General features: G+C 62.1%; 26 protein-coding genes and 1 pseudogene. 12 read left to right on the top strand and 15 right to left on the bottom strand.

Annotated features, from left to right (window positions below; translation table 11 throughout):
* Positions 1-283 precede the first annotated feature (283 nt).
* Both NBW56_RS07880 and NBW56_RS07875 read left to right on the top strand, forming a co-directional pair.
* Complete coding sequence (locus NBW56_RS07880; protein ID WP_016664119.1) at positions 284-700, top strand: CPBP family intramembrane glutamic endopeptidase; 417 nt, start codon at positions 284-286, stop codon at positions 698-700.
* 4 nt (positions 701-704) lie between these two features.
* Positions 705-1,298, top strand: a complete 594-nt coding sequence (locus NBW56_RS07875; RefSeq protein WP_016664118.1) for a TetR/AcrR family transcriptional regulator — start codon at positions 705-707, stop codon at positions 1,296-1,298.
* 164 nt (positions 1,299-1,462) lie between these two features.
* On the opposite strand, the gene NBW56_RS07870 is transcribed toward NBW56_RS07875, so the two are convergent.
* From NBW56_RS07870 to NBW56_RS07860, 3 genes are all read right to left on the bottom strand, one after another.
* On the bottom strand, positions 1,463-1,750 hold the full coding sequence (locus NBW56_RS07870) for a GNAT family N-acetyltransferase (RefSeq protein ID WP_232049727.1): 288 nt from the start codon (positions 1,748-1,750) through the stop codon (positions 1,463-1,465).
* Positions 1,751-2,128: 378 nt separating this feature from the next.
* The gene (locus tag NBW56_RS07865) at positions 2,129-2,566 is read right to left on the bottom strand and encodes a type II toxin-antitoxin system VapC family toxin (protein ID WP_016664116.1); all 438 of its coding nucleotides are present in this window, start codon (positions 2,564-2,566) and stop codon (positions 2,129-2,131) included.
* A complete protein-coding gene (locus NBW56_RS07860) occupies positions 2,563-2,796 on the bottom strand; it encodes a FitA-like ribbon-helix-helix domain-containing protein (protein WP_016664115.1) in 234 nt (77 codons plus the stop codon). The genes NBW56_RS07865 and NBW56_RS07860 overlap by 4 nt, the downstream gene beginning before the upstream one ends.
* 128 nt (positions 2,797-2,924) lie before the next feature.
* Between NBW56_RS07860 and NBW56_RS07855 the strand changes: the two are divergent.
* Positions 2,925-3,047, top strand: a pseudogene (locus tag NBW56_RS07855) (IS3-like element IS1206 family transposase); the annotation flags it as partial.
* Positions 3,048-3,180: 133 nt separating this feature from the next.
* Here NBW56_RS07855 and NBW56_RS07850 read toward each other — a convergent pair.
* From NBW56_RS07850 to NBW56_RS07830, 5 genes are all read right to left on the bottom strand, one after another.
* Positions 3,181-3,915, bottom strand: coding sequence for an ATP-binding cassette domain-containing protein (locus tag NBW56_RS07850; protein WP_016456434.1), 735 nt, complete (start codon positions 3,913-3,915; stop codon positions 3,181-3,183).
* Positions 3,902-5,908, bottom strand: a complete 2,007-nt coding sequence (locus NBW56_RS07845) for a bacteriocin-associated integral membrane family protein (protein WP_070452606.1) — start codon at positions 5,906-5,908, stop codon at positions 3,902-3,904. The genes NBW56_RS07850 and NBW56_RS07845 overlap by 14 nt, the downstream gene beginning before the upstream one ends.
* Positions 5,909-5,913: 5 nt before the next feature.
* On the bottom strand, positions 5,914-6,318 hold the full coding sequence (locus NBW56_RS07840; RefSeq protein WP_074299875.1) for a recombinase family protein: 405 nt from the start codon (positions 6,316-6,318) through the stop codon (positions 5,914-5,916).
* Between the two features lie 415 nt (positions 6,319-6,733).
* The gene (locus NBW56_RS07835; RefSeq protein ID WP_250258753.1) at positions 6,734-9,331 is read right to left on the bottom strand and encodes an excinuclease ABC subunit UvrA; all 2,598 of its coding nucleotides are present in this window, start codon (positions 9,329-9,331) and stop codon (positions 6,734-6,736) included.
* Between the two features lie 87 nt (positions 9,332-9,418).
* Complete coding sequence (locus NBW56_RS07830; RefSeq protein ID WP_250258752.1) at positions 9,419-10,030, bottom strand: TetR/AcrR family transcriptional regulator; 612 nt, start codon at positions 10,028-10,030, stop codon at positions 9,419-9,421.
* A gap of 196 nt (positions 10,031-10,226) precedes the next feature.
* Between NBW56_RS07830 and NBW56_RS07825 the strand changes: the two genes are divergently transcribed.
* From NBW56_RS07825 to NBW56_RS07800, 6 genes are all read left to right on the top strand, one after another.
* Positions 10,227-11,009: a GAP family protein gene (locus NBW56_RS07825; protein WP_250258751.1), complete on the top strand. Its 783-nt coding sequence runs from the start codon at positions 10,227-10,229 to the stop codon at positions 11,007-11,009.
* Between the two features lie 408 nt (positions 11,010-11,417).
* Complete coding sequence (locus NBW56_RS07820) at positions 11,418-12,305, top strand: siderophore-interacting protein (RefSeq protein ID WP_250258750.1); 888 nt, start codon at positions 11,418-11,420, stop codon at positions 12,303-12,305.
* 53 nt (positions 12,306-12,358) lie between these two features.
* A complete protein-coding gene (locus tag NBW56_RS07815) occupies positions 12,359-13,411 on the top strand; it encodes an iron-siderophore ABC transporter substrate-binding protein (RefSeq protein WP_250258749.1) in 1,053 nt (350 codons plus the stop codon).
* Positions 13,412-13,414: 3 nt separating this feature from the next.
* Positions 13,415-14,401: a FecCD family ABC transporter permease gene (locus tag NBW56_RS07810; RefSeq protein ID WP_250258748.1), complete on the top strand. Its 987-nt coding sequence runs from the start codon at positions 13,415-13,417 to the stop codon at positions 14,399-14,401.
* Entirely contained in the window at positions 14,398-15,432 is a 1,035-nt protein-coding gene (locus NBW56_RS07805; RefSeq protein WP_250258747.1) for a FecCD family ABC transporter permease, read from the top strand. The genes NBW56_RS07810 and NBW56_RS07805 overlap by 4 nt, the downstream gene beginning before the upstream one ends.
* Positions 15,429-16,220, top strand: a complete 792-nt coding sequence (locus NBW56_RS07800; RefSeq protein ID WP_250258746.1) for an ABC transporter ATP-binding protein — start codon at positions 15,429-15,431, stop codon at positions 16,218-16,220. The genes NBW56_RS07805 and NBW56_RS07800 overlap by 4 nt, the downstream gene beginning before the upstream one ends.
* 132 nt (positions 16,221-16,352) lie before the next feature.
* On the opposite strand, the gene NBW56_RS07795 is transcribed toward NBW56_RS07800, so the two are convergent.
* From NBW56_RS07795 to NBW56_RS07780, 4 genes are all read right to left on the bottom strand, one after another.
* The gene (locus NBW56_RS07795) at positions 16,353-16,706 is read right to left on the bottom strand and encodes a VOC family protein (RefSeq protein WP_250258745.1); all 354 of its coding nucleotides are present in this window, start codon (positions 16,704-16,706) and stop codon (positions 16,353-16,355) included.
* A gap of 100 nt (positions 16,707-16,806) precedes the next feature.
* Positions 16,807-17,595 carry a class I SAM-dependent methyltransferase gene (locus NBW56_RS07790; RefSeq protein WP_250258744.1) on the bottom strand — a complete coding sequence of 263 codons (789 nt, stop codon included), beginning with the start codon at positions 17,593-17,595 and terminating at the stop codon, positions 16,807-16,809.
* Positions 17,596-17,656: 61 nt separating this feature from the next.
* Positions 17,657-18,367 (bottom strand): ASCH domain-containing protein, encoded by a 711-nt coding sequence (locus tag NBW56_RS07785; RefSeq protein ID WP_250258743.1) that lies wholly within the window; start codon positions 18,365-18,367, stop codon positions 17,657-17,659.
* Positions 18,368-18,912: 545 nt separating this feature from the next.
* Positions 18,913-19,446: a hypothetical protein gene (locus NBW56_RS07780; RefSeq protein WP_250258742.1), complete on the bottom strand. Its 534-nt coding sequence runs from the start codon at positions 19,444-19,446 to the stop codon at positions 18,913-18,915.
* Positions 19,447-19,788: 342 nt separating this feature from the next.
* Between NBW56_RS07780 and NBW56_RS07775 the strand changes: the two genes are divergently transcribed.
* Entirely contained in the window at positions 19,789-20,217 is a 429-nt protein-coding gene (locus tag NBW56_RS07775) for a tetratricopeptide repeat protein (RefSeq protein ID WP_250258741.1), read from the top strand.
* 155 nt (positions 20,218-20,372) lie between these two features.
* On the opposite strand, the gene NBW56_RS07770 is transcribed toward NBW56_RS07775, so the two are convergent.
* Positions 20,373-21,305 carry a DUF2382 domain-containing protein gene (locus NBW56_RS07770; RefSeq protein WP_250258740.1) on the bottom strand — a complete coding sequence of 311 codons (933 nt, stop codon included), beginning with the start codon at positions 21,303-21,305 and terminating at the stop codon, positions 20,373-20,375.
* A gap of 257 nt (positions 21,306-21,562) precedes the next feature.
* Between NBW56_RS07770 and NBW56_RS07765 the strand changes: the two genes are divergently transcribed.
* On the top strand, positions 21,563-22,093 hold the full coding sequence (locus tag NBW56_RS07765; protein ID WP_250258739.1) for a GNAT family N-acetyltransferase: 531 nt from the start codon (positions 21,563-21,565) through the stop codon (positions 22,091-22,093).
* Here the strand turns inward: NBW56_RS07765 and NBW56_RS07760 are convergent.
* On the bottom strand, positions 22,090-23,688 hold the full coding sequence (locus NBW56_RS07760; protein WP_250258738.1) for an inorganic phosphate transporter: 1,599 nt from the start codon (positions 23,686-23,688) through the stop codon (positions 22,090-22,092). The two genes, NBW56_RS07765 and NBW56_RS07760, sit on opposite strands and share 4 nt — an antisense overlap.
* Positions 23,689-24,042: 354 nt before the next feature.
* Between NBW56_RS07760 and NBW56_RS07755 the strand changes: the two genes are divergently transcribed.
* Entirely contained in the window at positions 24,043-25,278 is a 1,236-nt protein-coding gene (locus tag NBW56_RS07755; protein ID WP_250258737.1) for a threonine/serine exporter family protein, read from the top strand.
* Between the two features lie 9 nt (positions 25,279-25,287).
* Here NBW56_RS07755 and NBW56_RS07750 read toward each other — a convergent pair whose 3' ends face one another.
* The gene (locus NBW56_RS07750; protein WP_250258736.1) at positions 25,288-25,932 is read right to left on the bottom strand and encodes a hypothetical protein; all 645 of its coding nucleotides are present in this window, start codon (positions 25,930-25,932) and stop codon (positions 25,288-25,290) included.
* Positions 25,933-25,967: the final 35 nt, after the last annotated feature.

Raw genomic sequence — 25,967 nt, 5'->3', positions numbered from 1 at the left:
CTGGAAGAGCTGGCAACCGCCGGCGGCAGAGCCGAGCGAGGCAATCACAAGCGTAGAGAGATTCGCTCCTACTGGTGCCGAGACTGCCACGCCTACCACCTCACCGGCAAGCTCCTGAGGTGATGCTTGGAGCGACGAAACCAGGTTCCGACACCGGGGACACGCTGGGCGTTGAGCGAGGCCGCGTCGCAGCTGCACCGCTTGGCTCCCCGAGGTGCCGTCACAGCCCGTTCAGAGCACGGGGACAACTCCGACGAGATCGCTTGACAGGGGGTCCCCCCTGATGGCAGCGGCGTACCTGTCGCTGTGGATCGCCGTGGGCTTCAACGAGGAGATCTGGTTCCGGGGTCTGTTGCTCGCCGCCCTGCGGGGGCGCGGCGACCGGTTCGCGATCGTCGCAGGCGCAGTGATCTTTGCACTCCTCCACCTCGGCAACATCTTCACCGGCCAGCCAGTCGTCTACATCGTCGGCCAGCAAGCGCTCGCCCTGCTCGTGGGGATCGTCCTCGCGGGAATGGTGATCGCATGCCGGAGCCTGTGGATCGGGATCATCTGGCACGCGGTCTATGACTACGCGGCCTGGCTGACCGGGGATTCGGTCGACACTGCAGGGCTGATCAGCCTGTTCGGCACCCTGGCCCTGCTGGCAGTGCAGGCGGTGTGGTGGTGGCCCCGCACCACCCAGGCCGAGGCAGAATGAACCCATGGAACTGACCTCACGGCAGCAGGCCTATGCCGACGCGGGCCTGGCCGTCATGGCTCGCGACGGCATGGGAGCGGTATCCTATCGCAGCGTGGCCGCAGAGGCGGGAATGTCGCTCGGGGCGGTCCAGAAGTCCTTCGCCACCAAGGACGAGCTGCTCCAGGCGATGCTCGCCCGCTTCCGTGCAGCCGCGGCGGCACCGGCTGTCGCCGTGCCGAGTCAGCCGACGCTCGTGGACTGGCTCGTCGCCCTGACGCTGCAGATCCTGCCACTCAACGAACGGAGCCGCCGCCAGGAAATCGTCGCGACGGGATTCGGAAACCTGGCGCACACCAATCAGGCCTTTTCCCTCGCACTGCGCACGGAGGATGCCGAATTGGTGGGGCGCATCGCGTCACTCATCGGACGCGCCATCGCGGAGGGCGAGATCCAGCCCGTCGATCCAACCCGCGCGGCACGCATCTGGCTCGCCCTGGTGCAGGGATATGGCTCGCAACTGCTCTATGACCCACGCACGGCTGACGCCGTCGAGGAAGAGCTCCACATCGCCTTATCGGCGCTGTTCAGACGCGCCGATCGCGTCGAGTCGGCGTAGCCACCTGCACAATGCCCCTGCGGCCCCTTGCTCCAAGTCGCAGCAGCCAACTACACACAAACCGGAACTCGACCGGGTCGCCACGATTAGGGGCAGTCAGGTGGATCTTGGAAGGCTCGCCACAGGGCAGCTGACCTCAGGCCTTACATGCCGCTGCCACAGGGTCAGACGCCTGTGCTCACCCACCGTCTCTCACCGTCGACCACATCGGTCGGGACCATGCCCAGCTTCGCAGCTACCGCCTGCGAGGCCAGATGATCGGGATTGATATGCGCAGCCACACTGTGAACTCCACGTTGAACGAGCCGATCGACCAGCAGCTGCGCGGCCCGCGACGCATAACCGTGGCCCTGCCACGGCTTACCGACCACCCAGGCAATCTCGGCGGGTCCGCCATTCTTGGGAACAGTGGCTTGCACATATCCGATGGGCTGGGCGTCAAGCAGCACCACCAAGTTGATCCAGTCCTTCGAGCCATCGAGGGAGCAGCCCCGAGTCTGGATCGCGTACGGCCGCTCGAGCTCCGTAGCGCTCGGCGGACCCACCGGTGAACTCGTACAGCGATGGGTCCGCCAGCACTTCGGCCATCACCTCCGCGTCATGGACCGACAGCTCACGAAGGTGCACAGCGTTGACCATCAGGAGCATTCCAGCACCAGGATTCACCCCCAAGCAAAGCATTCCCCACGCTTCTGGGGCGGCGAAGCATTCTGGGTGCCGAGGGGTCGTGGCAAGCGAGCCTTAGGCGGCCCGCAAGGGCTTGATCGCAGCGATCTCATTGATTGCCCGATCCTGCGCAAGCTCTAACCAAGGCCCGCGACGAGCCCGAGTCACGAAGCGGGGTGCGAAGTTCCTGTCCACGGATCAAACAAGGAGACACCGGTCCTCAGGAAGTCCTTGATGTTGCGCGTCGCACAGACCGCTCCCCGGGCTCGACAGATCGCCGCTATCTGCGCATCCCCAGTCGAGACCGGAAGACCAGCCGCTTCTCGCTGGGCCAGGGTGTCGGCATAGTGCGGAGCCGCCACGGCATCGAAGGCAAGAATCGCACCGGTGTCGCGATACGGACGCAGAGCACCCTCAACCGCCCCAGTGAGCTCGGTCTTTCGCCTACCATCAGGCAACCTGCGCAGGCCCGCCAAGAGCTCAGCCAGAGTGATTGCGGTGATGGCAACGTCATCAGTGACCGATTCCAGCCATTCCACGACGTTCACTTCCGGACGCGGCCTGAGCACCTCGGAGACGACGTTCGTGTCGAGAACGATCACGAGAAGTCCACTACGCGGGCGCGGTCAGAACGTTCGGGAATCGGCAAGTCTTCGACCCCACCGGCCAGCTGTCCCGCACGCAACAGCGCGAGCCCAATGTTTGGACGGGTCGCCGCCCGCGTCAGGATGTCACGAACTTCCGCCTCCATGGAGCGACCATGCTCCCTGGCCTGAGCAGCCAAGCGAGCCTTGACCGACTCATCAAGCCCACGGACGACAATGGACGACATCACGATCACCTCCCGAAGGTGCTTGCACTCATGCTATCACCCCAACATCAGCTCCAATCGGACTGGCCCCGGAGCCGCCGGCGACCGCCTCACACGTTGAAGCGGAACTCGACCACTTCGACATCAGTCGCCAAGAAGTCTTCCGGTGGTGCATGCGCTACAACACCCGCAGACGGCACTCCTGGTGCAACTTTCTAGCCCCCAATGACTTCGAAGCACTCACATCAGCTACGCTGACCCAAGCAGCATAGCTAACCCCCGACGTGTCTACTTTCCGGGGGTCAGGCCCGTGCTCGACAACCCCAGCGGACTCAACGCCCACGCCAGCGTCGCGGACCATGCGGCCGGGTACCGGAAGGTGGCCAAGGCCGCGGGCATCGCGATTTAATCCCGCGCAGAGCCGGAGACTGTGACCTGGCGATCATTGATGCGCAAGGTGCTGTCAGCGGCAGCAATAACTGCGGCATCGTGCGTGGCGGCCAGAACGAGTGCGCCCCCGTCCGCAGCTCGCCGCAGGAGCGCGATAACTTGGTCGCGGTTAGTGGGGTCGAGGGAGGCGGTCGGCTCGTCAGCGAACACATAAGCCGCGCCGCGGAGCAGGGCTCGGGCGATCGCCAGCCGCTGCTGCTCGCCTCCGCTGAGAATAGCTGCCGGCCCGTCGAAGGGGACATCAAGACCGACTTCGCCGAGGGAGTGCAGCAATTCTTCTTTGGAGTATTGCTTCCTGGATAGTCCGAGGGTGAGGTTATCTTCGCAGCTTAGTTCGGGAATGATTCCGTGGTCTTGGTGGATTATCGCTGCGCGTTCTCGCCAGAATCTCCGCCTCCGCTTCATCCTCCACGCGGAGGCATTCTCACCGTCTATCCGGAGGAGGCCGTCCGCCGGCGGCAGGAGCCCGGCCAAGGTGTTGAGCAGCAAAGTCTTTCCGGAACCGCTGGCTCCACAGATGGCGACAAAGCCTGGCCCGGGTAGGGAAAACGTTGCATTTTCCACGAGGGACTTCTTCACCATCCGCGTGCTGCGCCCCACAGAAAAAGTCGACTCCGCGGCGAGACAGAGATGAGAGGTGGAAATCTCCGGCGGCAGAGTGGGGGACTGATTGGGGCTAGCCAATGACATTGTGACTCCTAGGGGAGGCGGACATGTGCTGAGAAATACTGAGACGGGCAAAACCGAGGTAGACGATTAAGACAAGGCAGCTTAGCGCGGTGAAGGTGTAGAGGAACGGGTTGGGAAGCAGTAGCGGAGCCAGGACGGACAATATGACGACAACTGTCAGGCTGACCAGTTGGCTTTTGAATAGTCGCCACATCGTTTTGTCCGGTGATTGCCCAGCGCTGTGGAGGAGTACCAGGAGGCGACGGTGAACTCGGAGCTGGATGCGCGCCTGGACTATCAAGGCCGCAAGCGTGGCGAGCAAAGCTCCGAGGACGCTCAGGATATTCAGCCAGAACAGCGCCGTGCTGGCTACTAGTTCGGCCAGACCGCGATCGGCCGCGCGTACCGGGTACACGTAGCCTTCGAGGCCGGCAGCGGTAAGTTCTGGACCCAGTTCCGAGAAATCCGCGAAGAGCAAATTTTCACTCGAAGCTGTGGAGCTTAGGAAGTCTGCGTCGAAGCCGGATAGATCGTCCGTTTCAAGCACGTAAAAACAATCGCCGGGAACCAGTTCCCCCGACATTGTTCCACTAATGAATCCGACCGCATGATCGGCACTGACCGGACCAATTTGCGCAGACTTAAGGAGCAGGTCGCCGGATTCCTGAGCCCACAGATCCACGGAAGCTGCGAAATGCTCTTGGGCTGCGGAATAGTCGACCGAGTGGTTGTCGTCTCCGGGACGGAACTGATAATCCTGCAGATCGTGCCATTGGCGGTTAGCAAGTGCCACGGGGCAGGAGTCCGGCACACCGGTACCTTCTTTCGGCAAAGTATGGCTGAGGACAGCCCCGTGCTCCCGTTCCCAGCTGAGCGCGAAGTCGCGGAAGTTCTGCTGCACACTGGGCGGCAAGAGCTCGCCTCCTTCCGCGCGGCCAGCAGGGCCGTCGAAGTTGGCTGAAAAATGCAAGGCTCCAAACTCCGCGAGAGATTTCCAGGTCTGCTGGGCCTCGGATTCCTGCTGGTAGGAGCGGAGCGCAGCCGCTGAGCTAAGACCCGCTGCTACAAAGGTCACGCAGGTAAAGACCGAAATTACTTTCAGCGCTTTTCCCGCCGCCTTCTCTGCGGGGGCACGCTGCCCCAGCAGCGCTACTGCGCGGCGCAACAATGGGGCGGTGACGGCTACGGCCAAACCGGTGGTGGCCAGGGCCAAGCCTATCCCGGCGGCGTAGAACCTGAGGAACAGGAAGGCAAAAGAATAGCTTCCTTGGCGGGCGAGGAATGTACTCGCAAGGCCAATGAGAACTAGGTGTGGGAGGATGACAAAGGCCCATTGCCGCCAATTGCCTTTTTGACTGCGGTGCCCGCCATTTATTGTGCGCAGCGCTGCCAATCTAAGACCGGAAACCCGAAGAACAAATACCAGGGCAAAAAGGGAAACGACAAATAGAAACAGGATCGCCACCAACGCGGGCAGGCGGAATACGACCGATTGGATGAGGTGAAGGAACTGCGTCTTTTCGCTTAGCCTGAGCCCGTCATTCCTGGCCGATTCGTAGAAGTGGTTCGCATTGCCACCCGTTGCTTTGGGAACCAAGACGTAGTCACCGTGGTAATCCAGCGACCCAAGCTCACTGGACGCTTGGCTCAAGGCATCCGGCCGGTTGAGCCGGGGAATGCGTTCCGGTGCTGGATAATTTTGCTCCAGCGGGATGAAAACCTCGTGGGAAGTCCCGCTTGCGTCATCGGTGCCAGTCAGCCGGTAGATGGAGTAGCCGTTCTGCTCGGCCAATGAAACCAGTGAGTTACGGATTACCGTCGGTGCGTAGTCTGACTCAAGTTCCTCCGCGAGTGAAGTCTTAGGCTCGACGTAGTCAAGACTAAAGGTTGATTCGACCCCTAAGGACAAGGGCTTGGTGGAGTCAACCAGGGCTGTCAGCAGCCACCCAGTAGTCGCGATGACTGCAGCAAGAAGTAGGCTCAAAAGCCCAAGTACTAGGGGTCGAATGCGCATGAGTTCTAGCAGAAGTTGTAGTAGTAGCTGTCCTTAGTGCCCGGCAAATTCGTTGCCGAAAGCTCGGCGATTGACTTCTGGCCGCCGCGGGTGTTGATGCTTCGTTGCGTTCTGCCGTTGACGGTCACAGTCGAAGTATGGCACCGATTCACGGTGAAATAAGAACGCGCCTTAGCGTTCCAGAATCCGTCGATCTCGCCGCGCTCAAAGGACGCCACCATCGCGTCGTAGTCGGGACGGTCCACGTCCTTCTTTGATGCAGAGATCGATTGATCGACGTAGGTATGCACGACGTCCCAGCCGCGTTGCTCGGCGAGGGCTTCGCAGTCCTGACGCTGCCGGTCGATGGCGAGGCCGTCCATGGCAGCATCTAACGAGATACGGAGGTAAATAGCAGCGCGTGTAGTCATACGCTATTCATAGCGTATTTAGGTTACATTGAAACGAAACTCCACCGTGTTCAGTTTTGACGTGTAGCGCTGTTGAGTCGCGTTATTTTTCTCCGTGTCTCACTGGATGCTGCTAAGGATGGTCTAGTCATCGAGCGGCAGCGTGAGTACTAAGCCATTGCGAGCAGCGTGACTTTTAGCCGTGGCATGTACGAGGCTTAGTCGATCTTGGCCTCTGAGAAATATAGAGATTGTCCTGGCCACGACGCGGGCATGCCTTGTGTTGGGATTGAGGTCGCCTCAGACGGCAGCCCGCACAGCTCGACTATTGGATCTCGATTGCGACGACACCGCGACTGGCTGGCGCCTTACGGAAGAAGACCTAAAGCGCACGCACCGTCATAATTGGGCGACTGGGTCTTTGGCGTTGAGATTCTCAGGCTCGGTTCATACCGGCTCGATCGGCCAACACCTTGGCTGTTACCGAGCGCGAATCCGGATGAAGGGCATGCTGAGCGACCGCCGACGGTGTGCCAGTGACCAGGATCTGGCCACCCTCATCTCCGGCTCCCGGGCCGACGTCGATGATGTGGTCGGCTTGCGCGATGACCCGGAGATCGTGCTCGACGACGACCACTGTCGCGCCGTCGTCGACCAGGCGACGCAGCTGGCTCAGCAGTAGATCAACGTCCGCCGGATGCAGCCCCGTCGTAGGCTCGTCCAGGAGGTACAGGCTGTGCTTGCGGCTGGAGCCTCGTTGCATTTCGGTGGCGAGCTTAATGCGCTGCGCTTCCCCACCCGAGAGTTCCGGGGACCCCTGCCCTAGCCGCAAGTAGCCAAGGCCGAGTGCATGCAGAAATTTGACGGTGCGCAGAATCCTCGGCTCCTCGGCAAAGACCTCGAGCGCCTCGTCCACGGTGAGTGCCAAGATCTCCGCGATGCTGCGGCCACCCCACTGCACCTCGAGGATCTCCTGCTTATAGCGCTTGCCGTGGCAGACCGGGCAGGTGGTGTACGTGCCGGGCAGGAACACCAGCTCGACCTCGATGCTGCCCGCGCCATCGCACTCCGGGCAGCGGCCCTTCTTCGTGTTATAGGAAAAGTCCGACACCGACATATCCCGCTGCTTCGCCTCCGGGGTGTCAGCAAACAGCCTGCGGACGTAGTCGAAAAGGCCCGTGTAGGTCGCGACGGTGGAACGCACCGTGCGTCCAATCGGCTTCTGGGTGATGTGGACCAACCGACGGATGCTATCGATCCCCGTTGCGCTCTCCACCCGGAAATCCCGGGTCGGGTCAGAGCCTGCCGTGAAGTCAGCATCCGGATCCTCGTCCGAGACCTCGTCGGCGCCGACCACCTGCTTAGCCGCGCGGGATGCCACGTCGGCCAGCACCCCGGTGACCAGGGTGGATTTGCCGGAACCGGATACCCCCGTGACTGCGGTGAGCGCCCCTAGCGGGAAGTCCACGTCGACCCCATCGAAGGCGCGCGCGTGCACGCCGCGAAGGCCGATGGATTCACTACTTCCGGCCGGGGTGTCCGTCAGCTCGGGGAAGCCCTCGTTCAGGGCGGTAGCAGTGGGCGAGTCCAGCTGCTCGGCGTTGGCGCGGAACTGGTCAATAGGTCCGGAGAACACCAGCTCCCCGCCGCGCTCACCGGCGCGGGGGCCGATATCGACGATCCAATCGCATTTCGCCACCAGCGACATATCGTGCTCCACGAGAAGCACCGAATTACCCGCGTCGATGAAGCGCTGCAGCAGCTCAGAGACCGCCTTTCGCTCCACGACGTGCAGGCCGGCCGAGGGCTCATCCAGCACATAGGTTGTGCCGAACAGGTTCGAGTTGAGCTGGGAGGCTAGGCGCAGGCGCTGGTGCTCGCCCGCTGACAAGCTCCGTGCCTGGCGGGCGAGGCTCAAATGCCCCAGTCCCAGCTCGATCGCCGCGCGCACCGTGGGTAGCACCTGATCCAGCAGCAGTTCTTCGGCCTCGTCGTGTTCGTTCCACTGCTGTTTCTCGATCGCCGCTAAGTGCTGGAGACGGTCTTCCAGTACAGTCAGCAGGTCCTTCAATGCCAAGTCGTTGAATTCGTCGATGGCGTAACCGGCGTAGGTGACCTTCAAGGTATCCGGCTGGAAACCGCGGCCCTCGCACGTCGGGCATATCGATGAATTCATGAACGAGAGCACTCGGCGGCGGGTCTTATCCGATCCCGTCTCCGCCAGGGAGTCGGTGAGGTAGGTGGCGACCGAGCGCCATTTGCCTTGATATGACAGATGTACGGCGTTTTCGTCCCGAACCGGGTGGACGGTGACCACCGGCTGTTCGTCAGTGAACAGGATCCAGTTGCGATCCTCTTGCGGAATGTCCCGCCACGGAACGTCGAGCGGATAGCCGAGAGCACCAAGGATGTCCCGGAAGTTCTTGCCCAACCACGCTCCCGGCCACGCGGCGATTGCGCCGTCCCGGATGGACAGGCTGGGATCTGGCACCATTGACTCTTCCGTCGGCTTGTGCACGGTGCGGGTTCCCTGGCACTCGGGGCACATTCCGGCGGTGGTGTTGGGGGAGAAGGCGTCGGAATCCAGCCTGCCGTATTCCAGCCGCTCGCGCATGCCGTCCGGGTAGCTGCCGGAGCGGGAAAAGAGCAGCCGAACACTATTCGAGATATTCGAAATCGTGCCCACCGAGGAGCGTGCCCCACCCAGGGAGGTGGACTGCTGTAGGGCCACCGTCGGAGGCAGGCCCGTGATGGATCCAACGCGCGGGTTGACCGCGCCACCGATGAGACGTCGTGCGAAGGGGGCGACGGACTCCAGGTAGCGACGCTGCGCCTCGCCGTGGATGGTGCCGAAAGCCAGGCTGGACTTGCCCGAACCTGAAACGCCGGTGACCGCCACGAGAGTGTCCCGGGGCAGATCGACGTCGATGTGTTTCAGGTTGTGCAGGTGCGCGTCACGCACCCGGATCATCGGATCGTGGCCCGCAGGCAGCGTGGTGTGCGGAGCCGGGAACTCGTGCGTGGCGTGAGTCATGGTGGCTACTCTACCGAGCAGACAGCGCCCTGGTGGGCGGCGTCTTGCCGATGTCAGTTGCGGGCGGCGCTTGGCCTTCCTGTCGTTCTAGCCTTGAGACCGGGAGGGCTCCACGATCAGTGCGAGCCCCGCATTGAGGTCTGCCAGTAACTGCTTTGCCGAGTTTTTCGGGCCGTTGAGGTAGTCGATCGTGAGCCCGTTGACGAGTGCCGTGACCAACCGAGCTCCTTGTTCGGGCGATAGTCGGCTGTTCAATCTCCCATGCTGTTCAGCTGCCGCAAGCCCGTTGCTTACACGTGCTCGAAAGCGTTCCACTTCGGCGTCGTATAGGTCGGCTAGCCATTCGCGTGTGGAAGCGGCAGCGCCCACGATAACCCACACTGCAGCGTCCTCACGCTGTACAGGACCAATCGGCAGGAGCTCGGCTAGGCGGCTGTGGATGACCGCGTGAAAGTCTGTCGCGTCGGTCTCTCGGAGCGCCCTCGACTCCTGCCGCTGAATCGAGCGCATGAATGCTTTCGCGATGATGTCGTCCCGCGTTCCCATCTGATACTGGACAGTCCCGGGTGCGACCCCCGCCTCCGCCGCGACATTGCGAACACTCAGGGCATCGAGGCCTTTGTTGACCATCACTCGAATAGCAGCGTCGGCGATCAGTGCCGCTGTGCCGGTGAGGGGGGTGTTGCGGTCAACGGGCATGAGTCTCCAATCTTGCGTGACCCAAGTGCGGCCAGCCGTTCGTTACCTGGTTGCATTTCACTGACACGTTCCATACGATCGTATCAATCGAAAAGTTCGTACAAATGTATGGATGTGGAATCTCCTTCATCGTTCCGCAAGCTGAGGAGAGCATTCCCATGGCCGCGATTTCCGTACCTGACCATTGGAGAACGTCATGTCAGACTTTCTAGCCCTCGCTGGTCTCGCGCTCGTCGACAGCTTGAGCGTAGGAACTCTTGTCATTCCTATTGCTCTCATTTTTGTGTGGCGTCGAGTCCGTTTCGGCCTGTTGGGTGCATATCTCACGACGATTGGTGGGGCCTACTGTGGTCTCGGCATTGCTTTGCTGTTCGGTTTTGAAGCGGTAGTGCAGCGTTTTTCTGGAGTCGCCGAGGCCGATTGGTTCCGATGGGTGACTCTTGTTCTAGGTGTGGGGCTTTTCCTTTTTGGGGTGGCCGCCCCAAACCCTAAAAAGCAAGCAGCCAAGGGGTCTGATTCGGTGGAGCAGCCGTCTGTGGCGAGTGTCGACGCCGCTGCCGCAACTATTACCTCTGCCGCTGCGCTTCCTGACGCCGATGTCCGGGAGGGTCGGGCATTTCGCCTCGCCCGGGGTGTTTCGCTGAGTGTGAGCGGTATGGTGGCGTTGGCGTTGGGAGCCGCCGTTGTAGAGGCAGCCACGATGTTGCCCTATTTGGGTGCGATGGGGATTATCCAGTCCATGTCAGTGGGGATGTCCAGCAAGATTGCGCTGATTGTGGGTTACTGCGCCGTCATGATCTTGCCAGCGATTCTGATGAGCGTCATCGCGGGCGTCGCGGGGCCCGCTATTTTTCCGCGGCTGGAGCGTGCCATTGGCCGGCTGGAGTACGAAGCCAAGGTGACACTGCTGTGGATCGCGGCAATCGTTGGTTTTTATATGGCGTACAGGAGTGCGGTGCGGCTCGGGCTGATGGGCTGAGCAACAGGTAGTAGTGCAACACGGTCCGTCTTCGTCGGTGTCTCCTTCTAGGGAACGGGGTATGGGAGCCCGTGAGACGTGAGAGCGTGCCGTAGATGACTGCGTACAGCGCTACTCGGTAGGGGGTATCAGGTAGCTGTTGAGTTCGCGGATCTTGTTGCCGGTGAGTCAGCTAACCGCCCCAGGTGAACGGCGCGTAATTCAGTAACTCCCAAACACGTCGCGCTGCGATTTTGGCTTAACGTCTCCCATGCACCTCGCGCGATTGAGGCGAGCCGTCTGGATCAAGCCGCCGGGGGGTATCGAGTCCGGTTTCCGACGCCTGACGCAATGATGATCGCCACGGAAGTGCCGGCGTGAACGAATTAAGTAAGGCGAGCCTTTCCTAATTATGGTACGTTGTGCGGCATGAGATCAAAGCTCTCGTATACCGCGGTTGAGGTCCGCGTCGACGCGGTGCACGACCTGTGCCCCTCGATGCGTCGAGTCACCCTAAGCGGAGAAGGACTTAAGAAGGCTGCTCCACTTTGCCTCGACCGTCGGATCAAGCTCGTGCTGCCCCGATACCACGGTGACGCACTGGAGGACATCCCGCGTATCCCAGGTTGGTATGACGCCCTCGTGTCTTTACCGCCAAGTGATCAGCCGCCCGTGAGGACATACACGGCACGGGCAATGCGTTCAGACATGGCCGAGCTTGACGTCGATGTGGTTCGCCACGGCACCAGTGGCCCCGCGGGCCGGTGGATCGAAACCGTGGCTGCTGGCGATCGGCTCGTTGTTGCCGTCCCCCGCGCCGATTTCAAGGACATTGACACCATTGGCCTGGCCTGGCATCCGGGTAGTGCCAAGCAAATCCTGGTGGCTGGCGACGAAACCGCGGCACCGGCGATAGCCAACATCGCCGCCTCCCTGGCCCCAGATGTCGTCGGCACGATTTTTGTCGAGATGCCGACTCTCGAGGACTCCTGGCCTCTCACGGCCCCGCCCGGGGTTGACGTTAAGGTGCTGTGCCGCGAAAGCGAGGCTCCCGGCAGCTTGCTCGAACGTGAACTTCACGCGCTGACGTGGCCGCCCGAAGCGGCCGAAAGCGTAGCGGTCGATGACCTTGACGATGACGCTGGAATCCTGTGGGACGAACCCGCCGGAGATGCCGACGGCGAGCATTTTGCCTGGTTGGCAGGCGAAAAAGGAGCTGTGCAACGTATGCGCCGCTTCCTCGTACGCGAACGCGGCTGCCCCCGCGATCGGGTGGCCTTCATGAGCTACTGGCGTCAAGGGTACGCCGAATCCTAACCATCCCGGCGCGACCGCGTCGGTCTCGCATAACCCCTAAAGGAACATCAGAAATGTACCCCTCAGATCAGCGTCTCAGCATGCCTCGTCGCGGGCTGCTCGCCCTGGCCGGAGCCTTCTCGCTGTCTGCCGTCACCGGTTGCGGCAGTAACCGTTCGAGTGCTGGGTCAACGTCCACCGAAACCGCGTCGGCGGGCAGTTTCCCCGTTGTGATTCGCCATGCCTTGGGATCCACGACCATCAAGCAGGCGCCTCAGCGAATTGTCACCATCGGGCAGGGCGCCACTGAGGCCCTCATCAGTATGGGGGTCTACCCGGTTGGCGTTGAAACCTATGCCTGGGGAGCTGACAAGGATGGACATCTACCCTGGAACCGAGAAGCCTTCGAGAAGGCGGGACGGCCCCTTCCAGCTCTATTCGCCGGCGGTGAGCAACTCGACGTCGAGGCCATTGCGGAGCTCGAGCCCGACCTGATCCTCGCTCCATGGTCAGGGCTCACCCAGAAACAGTATGACCAACTGACCGCGTTCTGCCCGACTGTCGCCTACGAGAAATCCGCCTGGACCACTACTTGGGACGGCGAGATCCGCATGGTGGCCAAGGCGCTGGGGCGCCCCAGCGACGGCGACAGAGTCATTAGCGACCTCAAGAAAACCCTCGCCGACACTGCTGCTCAGCACCCACATTGGGAAGGCACGACCTTCAGTTACATCTACACTGAAGGCCAGGGAACGCTTGGCATTTTTCGTCCCACGGAACAACGCGTGGCCTTGATCAGCATGCTCGGCCTGACGGTCGACCCAATTGTCGATACCATCACGGCCAACGATGGGTCCGATTGGGCGCTCATCAGCCTCGAGAATGCCGATAAGCTCAAGGATTCTGACCTCATCTTCACCTTTCATCTGGATGCCGCGACCAAGAAACAGGCCACCTCGCAGCGGCTCTACTCGTCCATCCCTGCCATCAAGCGTGACAGCGTGGTGGCCCCGACTGACCCGCAGCTCGTCACAGCGATCAGCATGATCAACCCGCTCACCGTGCCGTGGAGCCTTCCACGTCTCACTGATCTCATCGACCAGGCCGTCGCGAAGGTGACGGACTAACTCTTGCTGGCTCGTCGACGTACTCTGGTCGCCACCGCTCTCGTGGCGATGGTGCTCGGTATCACCTGTGTGCTCAGTCTTGCTCTGGGCAGTAAAGCCATCGGACTCCGTGACCTGGCGGAAGCCATCCACAGTGGCGGCGATCCCCACGTGCGGGAGGTGCTGGCAGCACGTGTCCCACGCACCTTGTGCGGGCTGGTTGCGGGCGCTGCCCTCGCCAGTTCTGGCGCCGCGATCCAGACAGTCACTCGTAATCCCCTCGGGGATCCGGGGGTTCTGGGGCTGACAAGTGGTGCAGCAGCTGGAATCGTTACCGTCACGTCGATCCCCGGGCTCGCTGGCCTCCAGCTCGTCGGGGGAGCCTTCGCCGGAGCAGCGGCGGCCACGGTTGCAGTGATGGTACTTGGCAGTTTCGGGCGTGGCACCGATGCCACCAGGTTGGTACTCGCCGGGGCCGTGACGACAGCCGTCGCCGTTGCCTACTCGCAGGCCGTGAGCCTACGCCACAAGGCAGCCTTTGACGCGTTGCGCTATTGGTCAGCGGGATCGCTGGCGGTAGGCGACTTCCTCGATTGGTGGCCCGTGGTGGTGATCGCAGTCGCGGGCGCGGGGCTCTTCGCCGTGGGACGTGGGCTGGATGCCGTGGCTCTTGGCGACGAAGTTGCCGCGGGCCTGGGACACCATCCCGCACGTGTGCGCGCTCTCACTCTTACTGCGGTGGCTCTGATGACCGCGGCCGCGACAGCGATTACTGGCCCTATCGTCTTCGTCGGTCTCGCTGCACCGCACTTGGCCCGACGATTCGCTCAAGGCTCGGCGCGTGCGCTCATCGGGTTGTGTTGTCTGATTGGGCCGGTACTCATGCTGCTGGCTGATGTGATTGGACGCCTGGTCCTGCGTCCTGCTGAGGTACCTGTTGGAGTCGTGACCGCACTCTTGGGTGCGCCTTTGCTGCTCGCAGTAGTCCGCCGCTCACGAGGCGTGCTGTGAACGCGGCCCCTACCTCCCTCGCCGCGAATCAGGACCGCGCCGCCCGTCTCGCCCAGCGCAGCCGTACCCGGCATGTCCTCGCGGTGGTGATTCTGGTGGTGGCTCTAGTGGCATCCTGCGCGTGGACGCTGGCCGTTGGCAGGCTCGGCACTCCCATTACACGTCAACCGCAAGCTTTGCTCGATCTCCTCACCGGACGCGGGAGCCTCGCTCTGACGACACTGCGCGGGCCGCGCCTTGCCGTGGCGGTCGGGGCGGGTGCGGCGCTGGGACTGGCAGGAGCATTATTTCAGCGCGCTACTGCGAATCCACTCGTCACTCCCGATGTCATTGGGATTACCACCGCAGCTGGAGCTGGGATGGCGGTGGCGAGTGCGCTCAATGTTCCGACCAGTCTTGGCGCGCTGGGTGGTGCCCTTGCGGCCGGCCTCATCATCCCGTGGGCCACGACAACAGGCTTCCGTAATCCCGGCGCGGTGATCGTCGCAGGGATCGGTATTGCAGCGGCCTCCACCGCGTTGACGCAGTTTGTCTTGGTTTTCTCGCGCCAGTCCGAGGCCATGGCTCTCGCGGCTGCACTCACGGGGTCGCTGACCGCGCGAACCTGGGGTGATGCTCTGGTCGTCTGGTCGGTGCTCCTACTACTGGGACCGGTGGCGCTGGGGCTACGTGTTGATCTCGATCTCATCAGCCTTGGCGACGATGCGGCTCACGGTCTCGGATCGCGCCCGGCCAAGACGCGTTCTTTCGCGCTATTAGTGGGAATTCTGCTGACTGTGGGCGCGGTGGCAGCAGCAGGCCCGCTCGCCTTCGTGGCGCTCACTGCCCCTCATTTGGCTCGTGGATTGACCGGGCGGCCGGCGATGGGATCCGCTGCGTTAGTTGGCGCGACGACGGTGTGCCTGGCTGATCTCGCCGTTCGACACGTGGCATTCCTGGCCGGGCTTCCCGTGGGTGTACTCACAGCCCTGATCGGCGGGCTTTTCCTTGGCGCGGTTCTCATCTCACAAATCCGGGAGGGCACACTATGACCAGTTCGGCAATCGACATGAACGAGCTCACCATTCGCTTCGGTGGCCTGACCGCTGTCGATCGCCTTAGTGCCACGGTGCCGAAGGGAAGCTTCAGCGTCGTCATCGGCCCTAACGGGTGTGGCAAGTCGACCTTGTTGCGCGCTGTGGCCCAGGTGCGGCCGGCCGACGAGGGCAGTGTTACGGTGCTCGGCCACGATGTTTCCCGCATGGGGCGTCGACAGCTGGCCCGCACCTGCAGCCTTCTGCCGCAGACCACCGTGGCCCCACGAGGTCTGCGCGTGGGGGAACTCGTGGCGCGTGGCCGCCACCCCTACCACTCGTTTCTCAGGAGCAGTGCCCCCGGTGACCAAGAGGCCATCAACCGGGCGGTTGAACGCGCCGGAGTTGCCGACCTCGTCGGCAGGCACGTGCACGAGCTGTCTGGTGGCCAGCGGCAGCGTGTTTGGTTGGCGATGGTCCTTGCCCAGGACACCCCGGTCATCCTGCTGGATGAGCCGACCACATTTCTGGATCTCTCGGCGCAGTACTTACTTCTCGATCTATGCTCCGACCTGGTCGATGAAGGTCGTACGGTCATGGCCGTTCTGCACGATCTGCCCCAGGCAGCTGCCTATGCCGATCACGTGCTTATGCTGAACCAAGGGCGATTGGTTGCCGCGGGATCTCCTGCCGAGGTGATCACTGAGGAGAATGTGGAGAAGACCTACCGAATCAAATGCCGCGTGGACCTCGAGGATCCGCGCGGGCCGGTTGTTCTTCCGCTTGCTCGCAAACACCGACTGTGAACTAGCCGGTGCAGCCCCTTGGGCCGTTCGAATCCGACAGCTCAAGGCGGTGAAATGCGGACCCCAAGCTCGGTATGCACGCAGTGGACTGCGGTCTGAAAAAAGGAGATGCTGAACAGTTCCGATCGGGGTCTAACCAGGAGTAGGGCCGCCCACGCAGAACTCGTTGCCTTCCGGATCCTGCATAACGGTCCACACGAGTCCCGGTGCTTCATGACTGCCGAGTTCGGTGGCGCCTAGCTTCTTGAGGCGCTTTACTAAAGCTTCGCGTTCAACCCCGCCGCCGTCGAGATGCACGCGGTTTTTACCGGGAGTGGGATCTTCAACGCGCTGAAAGCCTAGTGCCGGAGTGCAGTCGAGCAAAACGAAGTCTCCGTAGTCGGCGGCGATAGCGCATCCTGTGGCGGACGCCCAGAATTCAGCGAGCTTAGAGGGATCGTCGCAGTCGAAAGTTATCTGGCGGATAGCAAAGGTTGCGTCACGCATAGTCCGCATCGTACGCGTGTGTCGTTGTTCCTGCCTGTTAATCGCAGGTAGGTAAATGTCCAACGGTGCGCCGTGGGATTCTGCTTTAATGCCTCGGTCGTTATCGGGCCGTGTCACGTCGACGCTGAGCAGTGACAAGTGCGTAACCGGTCGTGGAGTCGATCCGCCCGGAATCATCGGCGTGGGCCTCGAGGTGATCGCGCAGCGCGGTCCAAAGAGCCTCTCGGCGGGCACCGGCATTGTCGGCCATCCACGCGTGCGTCGGGCTTCCTTCTCGGTAAAGCTGCATACCCTCTTCGACGCTTTCGAATGACCACTCCAGGTCGAGGTGTTCGATGCTGATGTGGTCGAACCACGGCGACAAACGCTCGTGCGCCGCATCGTCGATGCCCCAGGCCATGTGTGGCGGGATCTGTGTTGACCGATCGGGAGCAATGGCATCGTTCATCGCGTCGGTCATCGTCGCGAGAAAGCCCTCTTGGTTCCACGCGGTCATCATGAGCGTGCCGTCGGGGCGAAGGATGCGAGCCCATTCCGCCGGCCCTTTCGCGGGGTCGCAAAACATTGTCCCAAAGGTGCTTGTGACCGCATCGACGGATCCCTTCTCTAGGCCCGTGGCTTCGCCGAAGGCGTCAATCCACGTCGCCTCGGGTGCGAGCCGCTGCCCGATCGTGCGGATCCGTGCGGTCGGCTCGATGGCGGTCACGGAGTAGCCGCGGCTGAGGAGCTCCGCGACACCTTCGCCATGCCCGGAACCGATGTCGACGACAGTTGCGGGACTGGGCGTGCGGCGAGACAGTTCGGCGGCAACGAGTGTGGAGACTGGGCGCAGGCGTGCAGCAGTCGGGGCGTAGTCGCACGCGGACCAGATGTCGCTAGGGGAGGCCATGCCCACACCCTACATGAGAAGCGTTATCAAGTATCTTTTGCGGAGGGCTCAGCAGGGCCGCTCAGTTCAAGTCAAAGGTCACGATGTCGACACTGTCGTCCATTGCGAGGCCCGGGTAATGCTTATCGAGAGCTTCGTGCAACTCCGTTAGGGACGCAAAACCGTCACGCTTTGCATGCTCCTCGGTGAGGTCGTTGCGGCGAGTGGGCTTCACGGAGGTCACGGAGGCATCGATCGTCGTGACCTCACCGCTCTCTTTTTCGAAAACGAGCTGCGCGGGGCCTGGCCGGAACGGGTCGTCGACTCGGATGGTCTGCCGCTTATCTCCCTCCCTAATCGTGCGCTCGTAGCCTTCCCACATGTAGAGCTTTTGCGGGCGTTCCATGGCACGCCAGTCATAGGCGTAGGGGAGCAGCTCGGCAACACTCGCGGCCTCAAGTCCGTTGGACCCTCGAACCACGCACTGGATCGCGGGATCGCGGTCAAAAAGCACCTGTCGGCACTTCCCACACGGGGAAATGACCTGCCCGGTTGGCCCGTAGACAGCGGCGACGGCGACAACGGGGTCGTCGGAACATTCGGCGGCGTGATTAGCGAGAGCCGAAATCTCGCCACACGGTCCGCCTAGAAAATGGAATGCGTTGAGCCCGAGCACTGTTCGGCCAGACTTCGTGAGAAGGGCAGCGGCCACCGTGTGGTCGCCACCATCGTTGCCCCGTTGGGCATGGTCAGATGCAGCACTTACCAACTGTCGGAACTCGGACGTTATCACGCCCTCACCGTATCAGTGCCCTAGCGGGGTCGGTTCGTCTCAAATAAAAGCCAGGCGACCAGGAATCCTTGCGGTTATGCGAGTTTCGCCAGTTCTTGGGCAGCGTCAACCATTGTCCGACGGTCGCTATCCGACGGTTCTTTCTTATTTTCGGAGGCCGAGCGCGACGATGGCACTGTCGCCAAGCTATCGTTTGCCGATACGGTGAGTCGTGCTCGTCAGCCGGTTGAGCGCTGAGTTCCAACGATCGCGCAAAGCGATCTATGGGCCGATCGCTTCTCTGTATGGCATAGCTCCGGCCTTGGGGCCGAACAGGCGTTGCTCCACCTTGCCGTCGTCTTTCCCGACGATCCCCAAGAGAGCCGTGAGGATCCGGAGGCTGACGTTGCGTGAGGCAGCCGGAGCGCCGATCAGCACCGCAGGCGCCCAGATCGCCGCGATGTGTCGGGCACGCGGGGCAACCTGCGCCACGCGCAATGTGAAAGATTTCTAGCACATTGATTTTGAAGACGTGGACCCGTGGAACGTGGCCACAGAAGCCATCCTCATTCGAGGCCCGGTACCAGCTGCTTGGCGCCGGGGAAGTAGGCCGGGGGTTCCGCCATACGCCCCGGAGTGACCACGAGTTCATGTAGCGGGTAGGCAAGAGGGCCGAATTTGCTCCAAATGGTGGACCTCCGCTTAGACAGCCGTCGAATCGTGACGGTGTAGTTGCCTGGCGCCAGCTCGGTCAACGGCTCGAGGTCGCGAGTCTGCGTGTCGAGTCGTTCGTCGTTGAACTGTGCCACCATCGAGAGGCCGCCATAGGTCACGAATGACACCGGGCCCTGCTCCACCTTGAGTGGCATGGTGTGCTCCCACACTGCGGGCCGCTTGCTGGCGGTCTCCCGCAGCTTGAAGCGGCCGAAAGCATCATCCTGGCCCACATACGCCACAACGAGTTTCCCTTCGCGCATGCGCTCATTGAAAAGCGTGATGATCTGCTCGAGAGTCCAGTCCGCGCCGATGAATCCCTCGTAGGTGGAGGGCTCGCACAGTGCCAGAAACCCGTCGTTGTCGAAGTATCTGATCGTGGTCATGGCATGCCTTTCTTGGTTGTGTCAGCACCCGATCGGCCTTATGAGTACGCCGTGCCTTGATACTAAAACGGCCTTTTGTGAATGAGCATTGCGTAGCGGGGCGTATCTTGTGGCGTCGACTAGTGAAGAAGGCTTTGGTAGTGAGGGCGTCTTCGTGAAGATGCGCGGCTGGCTCCGCCACGAAGGCATGACGGCCGATGGCTCGCTGAGGCGCCAAACGTGGGCGATACGCCCCGACTTTTCCTCGCCCCACGAGATCTCGGCCGGAGCTTCCCCAACTCCCAATTACGTCCAGGCTTTTTTGTAACGCTGTCCCCGCAACTCCACACGGAAGAGGAAATCATGAGTTGGGAAGAAGACATCGACGCTCTCGCCGAAAAGGGAAACGAACGCATGGATGCTGAGGATTACCTTGGCGCGGTGGAGTTTTTCGATCTTGCCTGGACAATGCTCCCGGAGCCAAAAACACAGTGGCCGCAAGCGACGTGGCTGCTGGCGAGCATCGGCGATGCGCACGTGCTTCGCGGGGATTACGAGACGGCACACGCGGCTCTCACGACGTGCATGCACTGCCCTGAGGCGATTGGAAACCCGTTCATTCACTTGCGTCTTGGCCAGGCGCAGTTTGAGCTCGGCAATGAGCCGCGCGCGGCGGATGAGCTCATGCGCGCATACATGGGTGCGGGCCCGGAGATTTTTGCCGACGAACACCCGAAGTACATCGAATTCTTGGCGAGCAAGGCGCCGCATATCGAGCGGCCGCGCAGCTGAGGCTCACGAAAACGCCTACCGGCTCGCTGAGTCACCTCGCCCCTGCGCGGAAGCCATGAGCGCGAGTCAACCGTCGGAAATAGTGAAGCCCCCGCCTCCTCGCACGAACGCGAGGAGGCGGGGGGCTTCTTCGAGCTTTAGTGCTTCAAAGCTTCTCAGACGGTGTCGCCCTTGCGGTTGCCCTCGGCGTCAACGCCGTCCACGGCAACCTCTTCGTGTGCAACGTCGGTCGAGACTCGCTCGGTGTCCTGCACGGTGCGGGTGCCCACGCGGACGTCCTCAGTTGCAACGGTCTCCTTGTTCACGACGGGGCGCTCTTCGGAGATCGAGACCTCGACCTCGTCCTCGCCGAGGGGAGCGTCGGTGGCGGTGCCGCTGGCGGGGGGGCGCTCAACGACGAACTCTTCGCGCTCAACGGGAACCTCGATGGTCTTCGTGTCGGTCACGACGTGCTTGCGAAGGCGCACGCGGCCGGTCTCGACCTTCTCGGTGCCAACGTTGACCTGCTCCTCGTGGAGGGTGATCTTCTGCTCGCCGTTGACGTCGGCAGCCTCGCGGCGATCCGCATCAGCGGCGTGGCCTTCGCGGTTCGCATCGGTAGCGGCATCGCGCTCACCGGCAGCGCCCGCAACGCCAGCGGTGCCGGCAACGCCGGCGGTGCCGACGCCTGCTGCGCTCTCGTTGCCCGCAGCGTTATCGGCGAGACCCTGCTGGTTGAGGTCGCGCTCGTCGCGAGCCTCGCCCGTGTTGGCGTTGGCTTCGGTGCCGTAGCCCGGGTCCTTCACGCCGTAGTAGCGGTAGAGCTCGTTTTCCTGCTCGGGGGTGATCTCGCCGTCCTCGCTGATGTTCGGCGCGTCCTTCACGAAGTCCTTCTCGTAGGGAACGGTGATCTGGTCACCGGAGAGCTGGGCCTCGTCGAGGGGGATGAAGGTTTCGTTCGTGCCGAAGAGGCCCGTGTTCACCGTGACCCACGAGGGCTCGCCGGAGCTGTTGTGGAGGTAGACCTGGCCGACCGAGCCGATCTTGTTGCCGTCGCGGTCGATAACGGTGGCCTTCTGGAGAGTGTCAATCTGATCGCGGAGGTTCATGGTTGGTGTCCTTTCCTCGAACGTTGTCTTAGTAAGACTTCCGAGACACTGTGGGAAGCTCGTGAGCGTCTCTTATGGAGCGCCCGGAGCTCTTTTGTGCCCCAAGCGAGATCCACCCTTCCATGCCAACCTTGAGGTTTCTTCCACGCAATCTGACCGGTATGTGGATGCTTGCTTGTTGTGCGCTGAACATGGTGCGCGAACCCTGGGAGCGCCACGCGCGGGTCTCCCAGCTTTGAGTGCGGAACAATGGGGAAATGCTCTTCACGGTTCGACATGCCCGCCCCTCAGAAACGTTGGCTGTTAGCGAACTTGCAGTCCGCACCTTTCCCTTGGCATGCCCTCCGACGCTTGAGAGGGCCCACATCGATACCTATATCCGGGAGAATCTTTCTCCCACACACTTTGATGCGCACATCGGCCACCCAGAGCACGATGTGCTCGTGGCAACCGTCGGACCCGAAATACTTGGGTACGCGCTCGTGCTTTTTGGAGCCGACGGTTCTCCCTCCCCGGGACTTGGCGTCACGCTCAATCCCGCGGGCCTGCTGTCAAAGTGCTACATGGACCCAAAGGTGCACGGCACCAAAGCAGGGGCCAGCCTCCTCGTCGCAGCCGAAGAGCGCGCACGCGAGCGCCATGCGGAAGGCCTATGGCTCAATACCAATGCCCACAACATCCGGGCGCAGCGTTTCTACCGCAAGCACGGATTCAGCCGCGTGGGCGATATCGATTTCGTCGTGGGAGGGATCGTGCACCGCGACCCCGTGTTCGAAAAGCGGGTTTAGCCGAAAACAGCCCGCAGGATCACGATGCCCACCGCGCCAATGGCAGCCGCCGCCGGAAGTGTAATGACCCAGGCGAGGGCAATCGGTTTCATGAGGTTCCAATTCGCGGCCTTGTTGACGAGGCCAATGCCGAGGATCGCACCGATCAGGATGTGAGTCGACGAGACCGGGATACCCACCATCGACGCGCCCATGACCACGCCCGCAGCGGACAGCTCGGCGGCGAAACCTGAAGCGGGGTGCATCTTCGTGAGACCCGTACCGACTGTCTTGATGACGTTACGGCCGATGAACCAGAGGCCACAAATGAGGCCTACGCCGGCGCTTAGCATGAGCGCAGCGGGCACTGTTGCATCAGCGGAGATCGCCCCGGTCTTGAGAACGTCAAGGACCGCGGCGAACGGACCGACTGCGTTCGCGATGTCATTCGAGCCGTGGCTGAAAGCGAACGCCGAGGCGGTAAACACCTGCATCCACGAGAACAGGAGGAAGGTCGAGCGGGAGAGGTCCTCATTCTTAAGCGTCTTCGCGAAAATGAACACGGCCATCCACACGGCAGCACCCACCATCGCCATGATGAGGATGTTGCCCGCACCGTTGATGTCGAGGTGGAGGTTCTTGAGGCCCTTGAAGAGGAGCATTGAGGAGATCACGATCGAGCCGGCGGCAGCGAGGAGCGGCACCCATGTATCGAGTGCGCGGTGGGCGTTGATGTGCTCGGCGCGCTCTTCGATGTCGTGGAGCTCGCGGTAGTAATCCGAGTCGAGATCCTCAACGTTGTAATCGGGGTCTGACTGAATCGTTGAGGCATCGCGCGCCATGGCATTCGTGTAGGCGATCTGTTGAATTTCCGTGAGGCGTTCGAAGGCCTTCTTATGCTTCTCGCGGTGTGCGGCGCGGTCAATCTTGAGCTGGCGGAGTTTGTCGTCGGCCTCATCGTTGTACACGAGGATGTAGCGCTTGATCGCCCCGAACAGAATGTAGGCAACAATTCCGCCGAGGAGCGGGGAAGCAACCCACGAAAGCACGATCTTGCCGATCTCGCCCCACTGCACCATCTCGAAACCACCGGTGCCCGTGACGAGTCCGAGCGTCACGGCCGCACCAACGATGCCGCCGACGATTGAGTGGGTCGTGGAGACGGGCCAGCCCATCTTCGTGGCAACGAGTAGCCATAGTGCAGCGCCGAGGAGCGATGACATCATGATGAACGCAAAGTCGAGCGGCTGCACCGAAAATGCCTCAAGGTCAACGATGCCGCTGCGCACAGTTTCGGTCACATCGCCGCCAGCGATCACGGCGCCGCTCACTTCAAAGATTGCGGCCACCATGAGCGCTTGCTTCATGCTGAGGGTGCCCGCGCCCACGGACGTGCCGAACGAGTTAGCGACGTCGTTGCCACCGATGTTGAATGCCATGAACAGGCCCACGACGATGGTCGTGATGAGGATGCCCCACGATTCAGTGCCGGTGTAGCCAAGCGCCCAGTAGATGCACAAGATGAGCGTGCCGAGTGTGAGGACACCGAACGCGAGGTGCCAATTGCGATCGGGGCCAAGGAACTGGCGCTTTGGTTCGAGGACGTCGTGAGACATGGGGAAAATCCTTCGAGGGGGAGGGGCGGACCGCCTCATGATGCGCCGGCAGTGCAACTGAAAGGTTACGCTCACCTTGCTTTTGGGTGGATTTTTCCAGTCTATCGACCATGACCTCTGGATTCTGCTCGGGCGAGAGCCGAGGGAGTGTCGATGGCTGTGAGGGTCACGGGATATCTCCTTCTCAGTTGTGGTGTCACCCATGACAGTGCCGGCAATGTTTGAAACTGCCATGAGGCGAAAATGAAGAAACCTTCATCTATGGGGAGCGCTAGGGTTAAACGGGCGCACGCCCGGTGGTGTCGGGTGCGGGGCCGCTCACATACGAGACGAAGAAAAGAGAGAGAAGGATCCATGCGAGACGAGCGAGTGCGAGCTCTCGCGACAACAGCCGGGTCCCTCGTGGGGTTCGGCCATCTCACGTCGGAGGCAATCTCCGCGGTCGAGTCCCTGAGCGTTCGGCTCGGCTCGCCGGTGCGGTGCATCGTTGAATGGAACCGCGTCGTCCTCGTCGATCTCGACGGCCTTGCTCATACGACCGTGCACGTGCGACCCGAGGCCATCAACATGGCGCGCGTGAACGCGACCCTTCGGGCCATTGACTCGTTGCCGAGCGCCGAGAACATCGATGAACGCGAGATCGCGCGTCTTAACTCCCGGCTAGATGACGCGGCGTCGATTGCACACGCACCTTTGTGGCTCTTCATCCTCGCCTGTATTGCGGGCGCCTGGGGGCTCGCCCTGATCTACGGGGCGCGGAGCCCCCAGTCCTACGTCCTGATGGCGATTGCCGCGGGAGTGGGCGGGTTTGTGAGACGCTGGCTCGGATCCCACGGGATTGCCGTGCCGGGCCAGGCGCTTGCGGCTGCCATGCTCGCGGGGATCTTGGGCGGAGTCGCCGACCACCTCGGTATCGCGTCGGCAGCCCGGCTCGTGGCGGTGTGCCCCGCCATGATCCTCGTGCCGGGCCCCCACCTCATCAACGGCGCGCTCGACGTCACAGGCAAGAACGTCACGGTGGGGTGGCATCGCCTTGTGTATGGCGGCATCATTCTCGCGGCGATCAGCGGCGGACTCGTCGTGGGCCTTCTCTTGGTCGGGAGCGACCTCCCCGTTACGGCAGGGGCTCGCACGACTTCGCTGTGGGTCGATGCGCTCGCGGCAGCGCTCGCCGCAATGGCGTTCAGCGTCTATTTCTCCATGCCGCTCACGCAGGCGGCATGGCCCATCCTCGTCGGGGGAATTATCCATGCAGGCCGCTGGATTCTCATGGTCGTGTGCGGCGTCAACGTCATCAACGGCGACCTCGCGGCGTGCATTGTCGCGGGACTTGTGCTGAGCGCCGTTGCGCACCGCAAACGTCTATCGTTCGCGGGCGTCGGATTTGCCGCGATCGTTGCACTTGTGCCCGGCATCTACCTCTTCAGGGCCGTTGCGGGGATGGTGCAGCTGACGACGCGGCCCAACACGGTTGTCGTGGTCGGCGTCGCGCAGGATTTCTCCACCGCCCTGCTGATCCTCGCGGCAATGACCTTTGGGCTCATCCTTTCCCATGGTTTCATCATGAGGTGGCGCGCGGTCGCGCGGTAGGGGCGGTCGCTAGCCCTCGACCTTGCGCTTCGCCTCGCGTAAGAGAGTCGCGTATTCGGTCGCGCTCATCGACACTTCGGGCATATTGCGAAGCCCATAGTGGGCCTTGCCATCGGCATCGTGCTCAAACTTCCACGCTAGCGGGAACCCTGCGCGGGCAGCCTTGCGGCGCGGCCACGCAAGAACGCCGGGGATCACGCGTTCACTCTTGAGTCCAAGCGCTGCGACGATCTCCGAAGCTCCGAGCGTCTTCGGAGAAGCGTCCATAAAGAGGGTAAAAATATCTCGCTCGTTGCGTTTGAGGGAGCGCCACCACTCGACGGCGCCATCGAGAAGGTCCTGATCGCTTGAGGTGGGCGCAGCTGTAGCCGCGCTGCGGCGCGGGTTTTCCGGCACAGGGGGTGTGCGGTCCGACGCCTGTTTCGCCTCATCCCTGCTTCGGTTCACGGCGCGCTCGCCGCCTGGACTTTGAGGCGCGCGTGCGGCGGGGCGAGTTTCCGCAAGGGCACCGCCTTCGGTCGCGGGCCTCTCGCGCGCGTCGTTGTTCGCCTTGGGCCGGGCCGGGTCGCTCCCCGCGAGCCACGTGCCAAAACGCGTGTAGAAATCGGCGAGCCGATCTTCGGGGACGAGAACCTTTACCTCATGCATGACCATAGGGCAATTCTAGGCCGCATCGAACGGCGTCGTGC

This window comes from Dermabacter sp. Marseille-Q3180, from assembly GCF_940792985.1.
Lineage (GTDB): Bacteria > Actinomycetota > Actinomycetes > Actinomycetales > Dermabacteraceae > Dermabacter > Dermabacter vaginalis.
This window is presented reverse-complemented; position numbering and strand designations above follow the sequence as displayed.

Bases quoted from the DNA above. Each gene is read 5' to 3' on its own strand.
- NBW56_RS07880 (WP_016664119.1), top strand. From the start codon at position 284: ATGGCAGCGGCGTACCTGTCGCTGTGGATCGCCGTGGGCTTCAACGAG.
- NBW56_RS07875 (WP_016664118.1), top strand. From the start codon at position 705: ATGGAACTGACCTCACGGCAGCAGGCCTATGCCGACGCGGGCCTGGCC.
- NBW56_RS07860 (WP_016664115.1), bottom strand. From the start codon at position 2,796: ATGTCGTCCATTGTCGTCCGTGGGCTTGATGAGTCGGTCAAGGCTCGC.
- NBW56_RS07850 (WP_016456434.1), bottom strand. From the start codon at position 3,915: ATGTCATTGGCTAGCCCCAATCAGTCCCCCACTCTGCCGCCGGAGATT.
- NBW56_RS07845 (WP_070452606.1), bottom strand. From the start codon at position 5,908: ATGCGCATTCGACCCCTAGTACTTGGGCTTTTGAGCCTACTTCTTGCT.
- NBW56_RS07840 (WP_074299875.1), bottom strand. From the start codon at position 6,318: ATGACTACACGCGCTGCTATTTACCTCCGTATCTCGTTAGATGCTGCC.
- NBW56_RS07835 (WP_250258753.1), bottom strand. From the start codon at position 9,331: ATGACTCACGCCACGCACGAGTTCCCGGCTCCGCACACCACGCTGCCT.
- NBW56_RS07830 (WP_250258752.1), bottom strand. From the start codon at position 10,030: ATGCCCGTTGACCGCAACACCCCCCTCACCGGCACAGCGGCACTGATC.
- NBW56_RS07825 (WP_250258751.1), top strand. From the start codon at position 10,227: ATGTCAGACTTTCTAGCCCTCGCTGGTCTCGCGCTCGTCGACAGCTTG.
- NBW56_RS07820 (WP_250258750.1), top strand. From the start codon at position 11,418: ATGAGATCAAAGCTCTCGTATACCGCGGTTGAGGTCCGCGTCGACGCG.
- NBW56_RS07815 (WP_250258749.1), top strand. From the start codon at position 12,359: ATGTACCCCTCAGATCAGCGTCTCAGCATGCCTCGTCGCGGGCTGCTC.
- NBW56_RS07800 (WP_250258746.1), top strand. From the start codon at position 15,429: ATGACCAGTTCGGCAATCGACATGAACGAGCTCACCATTCGCTTCGGT.
- NBW56_RS07795 (WP_250258745.1), bottom strand. From the start codon at position 16,706: ATGCGTGACGCAACCTTTGCTATCCGCCAGATAACTTTCGACTGCGAC.
- NBW56_RS07790 (WP_250258744.1), bottom strand. From the start codon at position 17,595: ATGGCCTCCCCTAGCGACATCTGGTCCGCGTGCGACTACGCCCCGACT.
- NBW56_RS07780 (WP_250258742.1), bottom strand. From the start codon at position 19,446: ATGACCACGATCAGATACTTCGACAACGACGGGTTTCTGGCACTGTGC.
- NBW56_RS07775 (WP_250258741.1), top strand. From the start codon at position 19,789: ATGAGTTGGGAAGAAGACATCGACGCTCTCGCCGAAAAGGGAAACGAA.
- NBW56_RS07770 (WP_250258740.1), bottom strand. From the start codon at position 21,305: ATGAACCTCCGCGATCAGATTGACACTCTCCAGAAGGCCACCGTTATC.
- NBW56_RS07765 (WP_250258739.1), top strand. From the start codon at position 21,563: ATGCTCTTCACGGTTCGACATGCCCGCCCCTCAGAAACGTTGGCTGTT.
- NBW56_RS07760 (WP_250258738.1), bottom strand. From the start codon at position 23,688: ATGTCTCACGACGTCCTCGAACCAAAGCGCCAGTTCCTTGGCCCCGAT.
- NBW56_RS07755 (WP_250258737.1), top strand. From the start codon at position 24,043: ATGCGAGACGAGCGAGTGCGAGCTCTCGCGACAACAGCCGGGTCCCTC.
- NBW56_RS07750 (WP_250258736.1), bottom strand. From the start codon at position 25,932: ATGGTCATGCATGAGGTAAAGGTTCTCGTCCCCGAAGATCGGCTCGCC.